This is a genomic window from Mesorhizobium sp. M4B.F.Ca.ET.203.01.1.1, from assembly GCF_004791025.1.
Lineage (GTDB): Bacteria > Pseudomonadota > Alphaproteobacteria > Rhizobiales > Rhizobiaceae > Mesorhizobium > Mesorhizobium abyssinicae.
The window spans coordinates 431,253-443,363 of sequence record NZ_SRUO01000003.1 but is presented as its reverse complement, the minus strand read 5'-3'; the positions used below and the strand labels follow the sequence as shown (position 1 = coordinate 443,363).

The window sequence follows — 12,111 nt, the reverse complement described above, 5'->3', positions numbered from 1 at the left end:
ACTCGCGTCAGGCCGCGAAGCGCTGGCCTTCCCCGCCATAATAGTTGACGTAGCGCGCGCCGATCTCCTTGACCGGCATGACGACGAAGACGTCGACGGTCGAGAATTCGTGATCGATGACGCAGCCGTCGCCGATGCGGGCGCCGACGCGCAGGTAACCCTTGACCAGCGGCGGCATGGACGCGATGGCCGCCTTGGCGTTGACCGCTTCGATCGGCATCAGGTCCATGGAGCAGTAGCGGCCGGCAACCGCCTTGACGTCCCACGCCGAATTGGTGCGGCAGTGATGGGCGAGGTAGGTTAGCGCCTCGGCATGCGCCGCCGGCACGATGCCGTGGAAGGAAGCGCAGCCGGTCATCACGCCAATGCCGTAGTGGTTGATATAGGCCCAGATGCCTTGCCACAGCGCCTCGATGGTGCGCTTGGAGCGGTATTCCTTAAGCACGCAGGAGCGGCCGAGCTCGAGAAAACGCTGGCCGGGATGACGGGCGATCAGATTGGTCAGCTCGAATTCGCCCTCGGAATAGAAGCCGCCAGCCGTCGCCGCGATCTCCTGCCGCAGCAGCCGGTAGGTGCCGACGATGCGGCGGTGCTCAGGGCCGGGAAGCGACGTATCGAACACCAAAAGGTGATCGCAGAGCGGATCGAAACGATCGGCGTCGCGCCGGTCCTGCGCCTGGAACAGGTCCTTCCTGGCGCCAAGCTCGTCATAGAACACCCGGTAGCGGACCTCCTGCGCGGCAGCGATCTCGGCTTCGTTGCGGGCAAGCCGGACTTCGAGATTGCCGATGCGGCCGAGAGGGGCGCCTGTTGCGACGGCATCAGCCGTCCGCGTGGCGAGCAGGGCGCCGCCAGCGTTCGGCCGAGTGTCACATTCCGGCATAACTGTATGCACGAGTGATTCTCCTTCGAGCCATCCCTCTTGGCACGGGGATACGGTGTAGGTGCAACAGGATTGTGACAGTACCGTGATACGGCGCGGCGGGCAATACTTCGTCGGCTGGCGAATGCCCTCAACCGGCTACCTTAACGAAGCAAAGCCAAGCGATCCAAGGGCGATTGGCGGGGCAAAAAAATCAGGCAGCGACCTGCGCCTCGACGGCGCTTACCAGAGCATCCGGATCGAGCGGCTTGGTAACGAAGCCGCTGGCGCCGTGCGCCAGCACCGTATGGCGGGTCTTTTCCTGGCTGTCCGCCGACAGCACCATGATCGGAACCGGCGGCACCGCCAGCGCCTCCTCGTGGCGGCGGATGGCGGCGATGGCATCCAGCCCGTCCATGACCGGCATGTGCAGGTCCATCAGCACAACATCGAAGCGATGCTTCAGGCCGGCATCGGTGACGGCCTCGACGGCGGCCTTGCCGTTGCCGACGACCTTGACGCGGTGCCCGGCCTTCAGAAGTGTGGCGCGGGCGAGCATGGCGTTGATGTCGTTGTCCTCGGCGATAAGCACCGACAGGCCGTGCTCGCCGCGGCGGCCGCCGGCGCGCGCGGGCGGTGCGCCCTGCCTGTCCGTCTGCGGCAGCGCGACGGCGGGCGCATGGCTGGTCAAAAGCACGCGCAGCAGCGTCTCGCCGCGCACCGGCCGCGCCAGGAAGGTGGCATAGCCATTGGCGCGGAATTCGCCGAGCATGCCGCGGTCGGTCGGCGCGATCAGCGTGATCGCCTCGCAATCGGCAAAGCCGCCCTGGCGCAAGCGCTTGAGCAGGCGCCCGTCGCCGTTCTCCATCGCGGCGTCGACCAGAAGCGCATCGCAACCCGCCGCGAAAGGCGTTGCCTGGGCGAGGGTCGTCGCCAGTTCGACGGCGCCGCCATGGGCGCGGATGGTGCGCGCGATGGCGTCGGCCTCGACCGCGTTCTTCGACACGATCACGGCACGCCGGCCGGACAGTATGTCCTGCCGGTTTTGCGGCGGCTCGGTCGCCGCCACCGCCGGAAGCTCGAAGACGAATTCGGATCCCTCGCCGAGCCGGCTCGACACGGAGATCGAGCCGCCCATGGCGGTCACCAGGCGCCTGGAGATGGCAAGGCCGAGGCCGGCGCCGCCATGCACCCGGGTCGAGGTGCCGTCGGATTGCTCGAACTCCTCGAAGATGCGTTCCATGTCCTCTTCGCGCAGTCCCGGACCGGTGTCGGCGACGTTGAAGCAGATGCGGTCGGTGGTTTCGGTGCGCGCCCGCGCGACGCTGAGCAGCACGCCGCCGGTGTCGGTGAACTTGATGGCGTTGCCTATCAGGTTGAGCAGCACCTGGCGCACCCGACCCGGATCGGCGGTGATCATCTGCGGAACGTCGGGCTCGACATGGCAACCAAGGCCGATGCTTTTGGTGAAGGCACGTGACGCCATCAGTTCGATGATGTTGTCGGCGATCTCGCGCACAGATGTCGGCTGCGGCTCGGGGTCGAAGCGGCCGGCCTCGATCTTGGAGTAGTCGAGCAGGTCCTCGATCAGGGCGAGCAGCGCGCTGGCCGAGGTCGAGACCGCGCCCACATAGGTGCGCTGCTCGGGCGACAGATCGGTGTCGACCAGGAGCTTGGCCATGCCCATGATGCCGTTCATCGGCGTGCGGATCTCATGGCTGACGGTGGCGAGGAAGCGCGACTTGGCCTGGCTGGCATATTCGGCGCGCTCGCGGGCGGTGATCAGCGAGGATTCGGCGCGCTTGCGGGCGGTGATGTCGCGCGCGATCGCCCGGTGCGAGACGGCGCCGTTGTCCTTGTCGCGCACCGACAGCTCGATCCAGGAAAACCAGCGCGGACCGCTCGGCGTGCGGATGGCGACGTCGGTGGAGCTCAGACACTCATGATCCGAGAAGGCGGCGTCGGGAACGATGCCGACATCGATGCCAAGCTCCGACAAGCTCTTGCCGGCGAGGTCGCGCTGATCGATGTCGACAAGGTCGGCGAAAACCTTGTTGGCGTAGACGATATGGCCGTCGCGATCGCGATGGACGACGAGGTCGCCGAGCGCGTCGATCAGCCCGCGAAACCGCTCCTCGCTTTCCTGCATCTCCCACATGCGGTCAGCGAGCGTCTCGATCTCGGCGCGGTTGCGGGCGGCGGTCTCGTCGAGCAGGGCCGCGGCGCGGCGTTCGTTGCGCTTGCTGCGCAGATGCATGCCGAGGCCGGCAAGGCCCGTCACCAGCAAACCGAGGGTGACGAAGGTCGGCGCGCCGGTCAGGTGAGCCAGCCCGGCCAACACCGCGATGGCGACGACGGTCAGGAAAGGCAGGCCTTCGGGATTGGCCGGGGGGAGCACGGGCGCCAGCGGCGGCGGGGCGACAAGCTGCCGCTTCGGCGCGTCGGGGCCTTGCCCGCCCACGCCTTCGGCAGTCTGCGCCGCCTTGATGCCGGATTCCGCGATCATGCGGAAAGCCTTGCCACAGAGAGATTATGGAAGGCTGCGGCGGATCGTTCGAATTTTAACAGTCGCGCGGTTTTCGCCCTATCCGCGGCTCACATATCGACCACGACGCGGCCCCTGATCCTGCCGTCGACGATGTCGCGCGCGGCGTCGATTATGCCGTCAAAACCGATGGTCCTGGACAGCGTCGCGAGTTTCCTGTGGTCGAGATCGGTGCCGATGCGGCGCCACGCCTCGAGACGCACCGCCTTCGGCGCCATCACCGAATCGATGCCGAGCAGCGAGACGCCGCGCAGGATGAAGGGAGCGACGCTCGCCGGCAGGTCCATGCCGCCGGCAAGCCCGCAGGCGGCCACAGCTCCGCCATAGGCGGTCATCGACAGTACATTGGCGAGCGTGTGGCTGCCGACCGCATCGACGCCGCCGGCCCAGCGTTCCTTGGCGAGCGGCTTTGCCGGCTGCGTGAGCTCGTCGCGCGAGATCACCTCGGCGGCGCCGAGGTCGATCAGATAGGGGCTTTCGGCATTGCGGCCGGTCGAAGCGATGACATGGTAGCCGAGGCTGGAGAGGATCGAGACCGCGACCGAGCCGACGCCGCCGGCCGCACCGGTCACCACGACCGGGCCGCGATCCGGCACGATGCCATGCCGCTCGAGCGCCATGACGCTGAGCATGGCGGTGTAGCCGGCGGTGCCGACCGCCATCGCATCATGCGGGCTCATGCCCTCCGGCAGCGGCACCAGCCAGTCGCCGTTGACACGGGCGCGGCCGGCAAAGGCGCCGAAATGCGTCTCGCCGACGCCCCAGCCGTTGAGGATGACCTTGTCACCCTTGCGCCAGTCGGCATGCGAGGAGGAGATGACGGTGCCGGCGAAATCGATGCCCGGCACCAGCGGCCAGCGGCGGATGACCGGCGCCTTGCCGGTGATGGCCAGCCCATCCTTGTAGTTCACGGTCGTCGCCTCGACCGCGACGGTGACGTCGCCCTCCATCAGGTCGGCTTCGGTGAGGTCGGTGACGGCGACCGACTGCTTCTTGTCGGCGTCGCGCGAAACGAGGATGGCTTTGAAGGTATCGGACACGTTCTTCTCCCGGCTGTGCGGTGCTCGGACTGTGCGGCGACGGCCGCGCGAGGTCAATCTTGCGAGGTCTTGGGCTGGCGCCGCCAGCCGATCAATTCATCGAAGAGGACCAGCGCGGCGCCGACCGAGATGAAGGCATCCGCCAAATTGAAGACGGCGAAGGACCAGACCGGCGTGTGGAACAAAATGTAGTCGATGACATGGCCGTAGGCGACGCGGTCGATGACATTGCCCACCGCGCCGCCGATGATCAGCGCGAAGCCGGTCCGGGCAACCGCGTGGCCCGCCGGCGTGCGGGTTGCGAGGTAGAGCACGAAGGCGACGACGAGGACGGCAATCACCACCAGGCCGGTATCGCCGAAGGACTGGAACATCGAGAAGGCGATGCCGGTGTTGTAGGTGCGGAACAGCGCCAGGAAGGGCAGGAGATCGACCTTCTCCTGGAAGGTGAGGCCGCTTTTCACCAGGTGCTTGATCCACTGGTCGAGCGCGATGGCGACGACGACCAGCAGGGCGTAGGGGGACCACGACTTCACGGTTTGATGCCCTCTTGTTTGACCATGACCCTGTCCGAATACCGGACGCCATTTCTTGGCATCATGGTCTAGTCCGGGCCCAGCTTCAGCGCGGCGCGCCGGATCTCGAACAGCATGATGCCGGTGGCGACCGCCAGATTGAGTGAATCGGCGCGGCCGGCTTGCGGAATCCTGAGCAGACGGTCGCAGCTCTCGGCCAGGCTGTCGGGCAGGCCCTGCTGCTCGTTGCCCATCAAGAGCAGCACCGGCCCCCTGGTAAAATCGACCGAACGGTAATCGACCGCGCCCTTCAGATGGGTGCCGGCGACGAGGCCCGGAAAGCCCTTGCGCCAGGCCAGAAAAGCCTCCGGCGTCGCCCTGGCGACGGGCACGGCGAAGATCGAGCCCATGGTGGCGCGCACGGTCTCGACGGAAAAGGGATCGGTGGTCTCGCCGACCAGGATGACGCCCTTGGCGCCGACGGCATCGACGGTGCGGATGACGGTGCCGAGATTGCCGGGATCGCGCACCCGGTCGAGCGCCACCCAGACGTCGCCATCCGTGGCGCGAATGTCCCTCAGTGGCAGCACCTTCTGGGCAAAGACGCCGACCACCATTTGCGGGTTGTCGCGGCGGGTGATCGCCGCCAGCACCTTTTCGGAGACTTCGAGCACGGTGCCGCCGGCGGCGACGGTGCGCGCCGCGACCTTCTCCACCGCCGCATTGCCGCGTCCGGCCTTGGCGAAGACCAGCGTGCGGATATGCCAGCCGAGATCGACCGCGTCGATGACCAGCTTCAAGCCTTCGGCCATGAAGGCGTTCTGCTGGTCGCGGAATTTCTTCAGCGCCAGCGCCTTGATGTCCTTGACCAGCGGGTTGGCGAGGCTGGTGACCTCCTTCACCTGGCCGACGGCGCGGGAGCTCTCATAAGCGTTCATTCAGGCCACCCAGCGCGAGAACAGCGAGGTCGACAGCGCGCGGCCGGCGGATTTCTCGCGGATGATCAGCTCGCCCGATTCGACCGTGCCGCCCATGCCGGCGAAGGTGTCGCGCATCAGGGCATGGATGGCGAAGAATGAAGCGCGGATCGAATAGGCGGTCAGCACAACGGCGAGCGGCTTCGGCGTCAGGATTGAGCGGCAGAGGTCGGTCAATCCGGGCAGGTCGTCGAACAATTGCCAGACCTCGCCCTTCGGGCCGCGGCCATAGGCGGGCGGGTCGAACAGGACGATATCGTAGCGGCTGCCGCGGCGCTCCTCGCGCTCGGCGAACTTCACGGCGTCCTCGACGATCCAGCGGATCGGCTTGCTGGCGAGCCCGGCCATCTCCTGGTTTTCCCGGGCCCAGCCGATGGCCTTCTTGGACGCATCGACATGGGTGACCTCGGCGCCGGCGCGGGCTGCCACCAGCGAGGCAAGGCCGGTATAACCGAACAAGTTCAGTACCTTGACCGGCCGTTTGGCGGCCATGATCAGCCCGGCCATGTGATCCCAGTGGGAGGCCTGTTCGGGAAAGACGCCGACATGGCGAAACGAGGTGAAGCGGCCAAGATAGTCGATGCCGTCATGCTTCATCGGCCAGGTTTCGCCGAGCGGCGTTTTCGGGAAGCGCCAGCGGCCGATACCCTCCTCGTCGGTGTCGCCGGTGAAGATGGCGTCGGCGCGCTCCCAGTCCCTGGCCGGCAGCGCCCGCTGCCAGATCGCCTGGCCCTCCGGCCGCACGATGCGATAGGGGCCGTACTGCTCGAGTTTTTGGCCGGCGCCGCTATCCAGCAGAGCGTAGTCGGCATTGGGCGCCACTTCGAGGATCAGTGGCAGCCGCTCGGTCGGCAGCGCGCCCTCGCGGCGCGCAAGGACGCGCGGCGCGGATTTGGGTTCGGGGCGGCCCTGTGGCTCCTGCCTCGTTGCCGCGCCGGCCTCGCGGGGATGCGATTGGGCGGCATTGGCTTTGGCGGGCTGGCGCGGACGGTTGTCGCGGTTTCGATCGCGAAAGGATTTCAAGAACACTCTCCGGAACGGCAGGCCGCTTTTGACATAGGGCCATCGGCGGCGCAACAAAATGGTCCGACGTCCGTGATGGACCTCAGCGGGGGAAACGGGCAAATCTGGGCCATGTCCCGCTCCGAACGCCTGCTCGACCTGATCCAGATCCTGCGCCGCCACCGCCGGCCGGTGAGCGGGCGCACGCTCGCGGGCGAAATGGGCGTCTCGATCCGCACGCTCTACCGCGACATCGCAACGCTGCAGGGGCAGGGCGCGCCGATCGAGGGCGAGGCGGGGCTGGGCTATGTGCTGAAGCCTGGCTTCATGCTGCCGCCGCTGATGTTCACCGACGAGGAGATCGAGGCCGTCGTGCTCGGGTCGCGGTGGGTCGCCAAGCAGCCGGACAAGCGGCTTTCGGCCGCCGCCACCGATGCGCTGGCCAAGATCGCGGCGGTGCTGCCGGATGACCTGCGCGAGGATCTCGACGCCACCGCGCTGCTCGTCGGGCCGGGCGCCGAGGCCACCGAAGGCATCGACCTTGGCCTGGTGCGCCTGGCCATCCGCAACGAACGCAAGCTCGGGTTCCTCTATCGGGATGGCGCAGGCGCCCAGTCCCAGCGCATGGTCTGGCCCTTCGCGATCGGCTTCTTCGACAAGGTGCGGGTGTTGGTCGCCTGGTGCGAGACGCGGCAGGATTTTCGCCATTTCCGCGCCGATCGCATGTCCGGCCTCAACGCCACCGATGTGCGCTATCCGCGCCGGCGCCAGTCGCTGCTCAAGGAGTGGCGGGCAACGCTCGACACGACGCAAGCGGGTCGGGATGCGTCGAAAGGCACCGGCCGCTGATGGCTGCTGCCAGAATCTGACAGTGGTGGTGCGTAAGGTCCTCCAATCGAAGACACGTTGGAGAACAGCAATGGACACCCCCAATTTCGTCATCCTCTATGTCGACAGCCCGGAGCGGAGCGGCGCCTTCTACGCCGCGCTGCTCGGGCGGCAGCCGGTCGAGGCATCGCCGACCTTCGTGCTGTTCGTGCTCGACGGCGGCTTCAAGCTCGGCCTGTGGTCGCGCCATACGGTGGAGCCGGCGGCGGCGGCCGCGGGCGGCGGCGCCGAGATCGTCTTCGCGCAGGACACGCCGGCGGCGGTCGACGCCGCCCACCGGGACTGGGCGGGTCGCGGCCTGAACATCCTGCAGGCGCCGACCGACATGGATTTCGGCCGCACCTTCGTCGCGCTCGATCCCGACAATCATCGGCTGCGCGTCTATTGGCTGAACGACGGGGACCAGGCATGAGCGCGCATTGGATCGCCGTCGCCTCGGCCGCGCATGTCCGGGTCGGCCGCGCGGGCGGCTTCATGCAGGTCAACCACGGCAGACTGGCGCCGTTGCGCCGCATCAGACCCGGCGACGGCATCGCCTACTATTCGCCGAACACGGTGCTCGGCGAAAGGGACGGCCTGCAGTCGTTCACGGCAATAGGCACCGTGCGTGAAGGCGATCCCTACCAGGGCGAGATGGGCGGCGGCTTCACGCCATTCCGGCGCGATGTCGCCTGGGCGAAGGCGGAGGAAGCGGCGATCAAGCCGCTGCTCGACAGGCTGGACTTCACAGCGGGCAAGACGAACTGGGGCTATCAGCTGCGCTTTGGCCTGTTCGAAATCGACGAACACGATTTTCGGCTGATTGCCGAGGCCATGGGTGCCAAGGCCTCCGAGGCAGCCTGAGTCAGCGGCAGGCTGCTGACACCAGGCTGTCATCAGCCTCGTGCAACAAGCGCATCATCACCTGATCCGCCGCGCTTGCCCCAAGGAGAACATTATGGACTTCGTCTCGATCCGCATCATCACCGACCAGATCAAGCCTCTGGTGGCATTTTACGAGGCGATCACCGGCTTGACGGCGACCTGGTTCACTCCGGATTTCGCCGAACTGGCAACCGCCTCCTGCACGCTGGCGATCGGCAGCACGCGCACCCTGGCGTTGTTCGGAGCGGATGTGGCGGAGCCGGCCGCCAATCGTTCGGCAATCATCGAGTTTCGCGTTGCCGACGTCGACGCGCAATATCGCAGGCTGGCGGAGACCATCGGCGCCTTCGTGCAGACGCCGACGACGATGCCATGGGGAAACCGATCGCTGCTGCTGCGCGATCCCGATGGCAATCTGGTGAATTTGTTCACTCCGGTCAGCGCCGAAGCGATCAGGAAGTTCGATCGCAAGGCTGTGGCGCCGGCAGACGCTATCGCTTGAGCGCCTTGTAGACGGCAATGCCGGCGGCAAGGTCCTCGAGCGCGGCGCCGACCGACTTGAACAGGGTGATCTCGCCGTCGCTTTGCCGCCCGGCCTTCTCGCCGCGCGCCAGCTCATGCAGGTCGGCAATGATGGCATCCGGCTTCAGCACGCCGGCGGCGAGCGGCTGGACAATGTCGCCCGCTTCCTTGGTGGCGCCGGCGCGAGTGTCGACATAGACGCGGGCGCGCCGGATGGCGTCGTCGTCGCTCTCGCGCATCGTCGGCGTGAAGCCGCCTACCAGGTCGACATGAGCGCCCGGCTTCAACAACGCGCCCCTGACCAGCGGCTGGGTGGTTATCGTCGCCGAGGAGACGATATCAGCCTCCGCAAGCTCGGCGTCGAGGTCTTCGGCGACGCTGGCCGGCAGCCCCTCGGCGCGCAAGCCGGCGGCGACCTTTTCGGCATTGGCCGGGGTCCGGTTCCAGATGCGAATGGCAGTGATCGGCCGCACCGCCGAATGCGCCTTGGCAAGGAAGGTCGAAAGCGCCCCGGCGCCGACGATCAGCAGCCGCGAGGCGTCCTTGCGGGCGAGGTAGGAGGCGGCAAGCGCCGAGGCGCAAGCGGTGCGCCATTGCGTCAGCCGCTGGCCGTCGATCAGCGCTTCCGGCTCACCGGTCGTTCCGTCGAGCAGCAGGTAGAGACCCATCACGGCCGGCTTGCCGATGGCGTTGTTGTCGGGCGAGACGGTGACGATCTTGACGCCGATATGGCCACCCGCCGAGGTGCCGGCGGCGTTGAAGTCGGTCCAGGCCGGCATCAACAGCAACGTCGAGGCCTCGCCGTCGGGACGTTCGACGGTGTGATGATGGCGGACCGGCTGCACGGCGCCGTCACGGAAAGCAGTGCGCAGCGTCTCGACCAGCCCGGGAAAGGTCAGCGCCTGGTCGACCTCGGCGGCCGAAATGGTCAGCATGAAAGACTCCGTGCAGTGAGGGCGCCCGCGAAACGGAAACTCTTGCGGCATCCCTGGCGCGCGCCCTGAAGGGTCACGCGGCGTTGCAATGCTTCAGGCCGTCGGCTTCGGCAGGGCCGGGCCCTGCGGCGCCTGCGGCGCGCGGCTGACCGCCTGGCGCAGGTTCTCGGCCTCGACGCCGCGCTGGCGCGCCAGCTTGCGATAACGGCCCTGCTTGACCCAGGTCGCCACGCTGCCGACGATCATGCCGACGGCGAGAGCCAGGAACAGGAAGATGAAAAGCGGCAGCTTCAGCGTCAGCGCCGGATTGCCGGGATTGAACGGGTCGAGCGTGAAGGCGACCGGCTCGCGGTTGGCGACGGCCAGCGCGATCAGGATGATGGCCAGCGGCACGAAGACAACGACGAGCATGAAGCGGTTAAACATCTGATTTCCTGTCGAAAGCAGGCCTGTCGGAAGGCCGGCGCACGAATTCGCGCCTATTTGCCGCCGTTAAGCCTTTCGCGCAATTCCTTGCCGGTCTTGAAGAACGGCACCCACTTCTCCTCGACCTCGACGGATTCGCCGGTGCGCGGGTTGCGGCCGGTGCGGGCGGGACGGTTTTTCACCGAAAAGGCGCCGAAACCGCGCAGCTCGACCCGATTGCCTTCGGCAAGGGCGTCGGTGATCTCGTCGAAGATGGCGCCGACGATGTTTTCGACGTCGCGCAGGAAAAGATGCGGATTGCGTGTGGCAATAATTTGCACAAGCTCGGATTTGATCATGAGAACGGCTCCCCTGAAAGCACTTCAGTCAAATTATGAGGATGATTTTATTTGCTTTTTCGCTCGTCCCAAACGGCTCGTCAAGGGTGCCAGACCGAAACGAGACCGTCAAGAAACAAGCGGTCCGCTCCAATTTCGTGAATGACGTCGCCGCCGGCGTCGGGCAGGCCGAGCGCGCCAGCGATGGTTTTCGCCATTGTCTTTGAGAACAGGAAGCCGCCGTGCCGTTCGGTGTCCTTCCACTCCACAACCTTGAGCTTGGCGTCGACGCCCTTGGTCGCCAGCCAGCCGATCGCCTCGGTCTCGCCGCCGACGGCGTCGATCAGATGGTTGGCGAGCGCCTGCCTGCCGGTGAAGATCGAGCCGTCGGCAAGCGCCAGCGCCTGCTCGTGGGTCATCTTGCGGCGGTCGGCGACGATGCCGACGAACCAGTCATAGCTGTCGAGGATGAGCTTGCGGACCATGGCGCGCTCGTCCTCATTGGTCGGCTTGAAGGGCGAGGGCGAGGCCTTCAGCGGCGAGGATTTCACCTCCTCGAGCTTGATGCCGAGCTTGTCCATCAGGCCGCTGACGTCCGGATACTGGATAAGCACGCCGATCGAGCCGACGATCGAGGATTTGCGCGCGACGATATGGTCGGCGGCGCTCGCAATCATGTAGCCGGCGGACGCGGCGAGCGTGCCGACTTCCGCCACGACGGGCTTGTCGCCGGCGAGCTTGCGCACTTCCTCGAAGATCGATTCACCTCCGACCGTGGTGCCGCCGGGCGAGTCGATCGACAGGATGACGCCCTTCACCCTCGGGGATTCGCGGATGGTCTCCAGCCGCTTGATGAGCTCCTCATCCTCGGTGATGGTGCCTTCGATCCGGACCTTGGCGATATGGTCGACGGCCGAGCCGCTGAAGTCGTCGCGATAGACCCAGGTCGACAGGGCGATCAGCGCGATGGCCGCGACGATGAGCGCGGCAACACGCCAGAACGTCACCTTGCGGCGCAAACGGCGGCGGTCGATCAGGTCATCGGCTCTCATTGCCATGGTCAGCCTCTCGGTCGGTGGGAAGAGTTGCTTTTAAAGCAAGCGTCCGCGCCCGGCTACCGTTTCCTGGCGGGGTTGCGTCAAAGCGTCCGCGCGACGCGAGGCGGTGCTTCATGAAAAATTAACGCCGCTCGTCCGTATCTGCTATGAAGTGCGGAAA

At 66.5% G+C, this 12,111-nt stretch carries 14 protein-coding genes; 4 read left to right on the top strand and 10 right to left on the bottom strand.

Features of this window, described 5'->3' with window-relative positions; genetic code table 11:
- Nucleotides 1-7: 7 nt before the first annotated feature.
- From EN846_RS08930 to EN846_RS08905, 6 genes are all read right to left on the bottom strand, one after another.
- Nucleotides 8-895, bottom strand: a complete 888-nt coding sequence (locus EN846_RS08930; RefSeq protein ID WP_127282398.1) for a GNAT family N-acetyltransferase — start codon at nt 893-895, stop codon at nt 8-10.
- 181 nt (nt 896-1,076) lie between these two features.
- Nucleotides 1,077-3,368 carry a PAS domain-containing hybrid sensor histidine kinase/response regulator gene (locus tag EN846_RS08925; RefSeq protein ID WP_127392464.1) on the bottom strand — a complete coding sequence of 764 codons (2,292 nt, stop codon included), beginning with the start codon at nt 3,366-3,368 and terminating at the stop codon, nt 1,077-1,079.
- 89 nt (nt 3,369-3,457) lie between these two features.
- Complete coding sequence (locus EN846_RS08920) at nt 3,458-4,447, bottom strand: MDR family oxidoreductase (protein WP_127282400.1); 990 nt, start codon at nt 4,445-4,447, stop codon at nt 3,458-3,460.
- A gap of 53 nt (nt 4,448-4,500) precedes the next feature.
- Nucleotides 4,501-4,983, bottom strand: coding sequence for a signal peptidase II (gene lspA / locus EN846_RS08915; protein ID WP_127282401.1), 483 nt, complete (start codon nt 4,981-4,983; stop codon nt 4,501-4,503).
- Nucleotides 4,984-5,051: 68 nt separating this feature from the next.
- Nucleotides 5,052-5,900 carry an RNA methyltransferase gene (locus EN846_RS08910; RefSeq protein WP_127282402.1) on the bottom strand — a complete coding sequence of 283 codons (849 nt, stop codon included), beginning with the start codon at nt 5,898-5,900 and terminating at the stop codon, nt 5,052-5,054.
- Nucleotides 5,901-6,962, bottom strand: coding sequence for a class I SAM-dependent rRNA methyltransferase (locus EN846_RS08905; protein ID WP_127309355.1), 1,062 nt, complete (start codon nt 6,960-6,962; stop codon nt 5,901-5,903). It abuts the gene before it with no gap.
- A 111-nt stretch (nt 6,963-7,073) separates the two neighbouring features.
- Between EN846_RS08905 and EN846_RS08900 the strand changes: the two genes are divergently transcribed.
- The 4 genes from EN846_RS08900 (at nt 7,074) to EN846_RS08885 (ending at nt 9,195) form a co-directional block, all read left to right on the top strand.
- The gene (locus EN846_RS08900; RefSeq protein ID WP_127309354.1) at nt 7,074-7,790 is read left to right on the top strand and encodes a YafY family protein; all 717 of its coding nucleotides are present in this window, start codon (nt 7,074-7,076) and stop codon (nt 7,788-7,790) included.
- Nucleotides 7,791-7,860: 70 nt separating this feature from the next.
- Nucleotides 7,861-8,241: a VOC family protein gene (locus EN846_RS08895; RefSeq protein WP_127309353.1), complete on the top strand. Its 381-nt coding sequence runs from the start codon at nt 7,861-7,863 to the stop codon at nt 8,239-8,241.
- Nucleotides 8,238-8,672 carry an EVE domain-containing protein gene (locus EN846_RS08890; protein WP_127309352.1) on the top strand — a complete coding sequence of 145 codons (435 nt, stop codon included), beginning with the start codon at nt 8,238-8,240 and terminating at the stop codon, nt 8,670-8,672. The genes EN846_RS08895 and EN846_RS08890 overlap by 4 nt, the downstream gene beginning before the upstream one ends.
- A gap of 94 nt (nt 8,673-8,766) precedes the next feature.
- A complete protein-coding gene (locus EN846_RS08885; protein ID WP_127309351.1) occupies nt 8,767-9,195 on the top strand; it encodes a VOC family protein in 429 nt (142 codons plus the stop codon).
- Here EN846_RS08885 and EN846_RS08880 read toward each other — a convergent pair.
- The 4 genes from EN846_RS08880 to sppA form a co-directional block, all read right to left on the bottom strand.
- Nucleotides 9,185-10,150, bottom strand: coding sequence for an ornithine cyclodeaminase family protein (locus EN846_RS08880; RefSeq protein WP_127392465.1), 966 nt, complete (start codon nt 10,148-10,150; stop codon nt 9,185-9,187). The two genes, EN846_RS08885 and EN846_RS08880, sit on opposite strands and share 11 nt — an antisense overlap.
- 93 nt (nt 10,151-10,243) lie before the next feature.
- Nucleotides 10,244-10,576: a DUF1049 domain-containing protein gene (locus EN846_RS08875; protein WP_127392466.1), complete on the bottom strand. Its 333-nt coding sequence runs from the start codon at nt 10,574-10,576 to the stop codon at nt 10,244-10,246.
- Nucleotides 10,577-10,629: 53 nt separating this feature from the next.
- Nucleotides 10,630-10,914 (bottom strand): integration host factor subunit beta, encoded by a 285-nt coding sequence (locus EN846_RS08870; RefSeq protein WP_006200394.1) that lies wholly within the window; start codon nt 10,912-10,914, stop codon nt 10,630-10,632.
- Nucleotides 10,915-10,994: 80 nt separating this feature from the next.
- On the bottom strand, nt 10,995-11,951 hold the full coding sequence (sppA, locus tag EN846_RS08865; RefSeq protein WP_127309349.1) for a signal peptide peptidase SppA: 957 nt from the start codon (nt 11,949-11,951) through the stop codon (nt 10,995-10,997).
- Nucleotides 11,952-12,111: the final 160 nt, after the last annotated feature.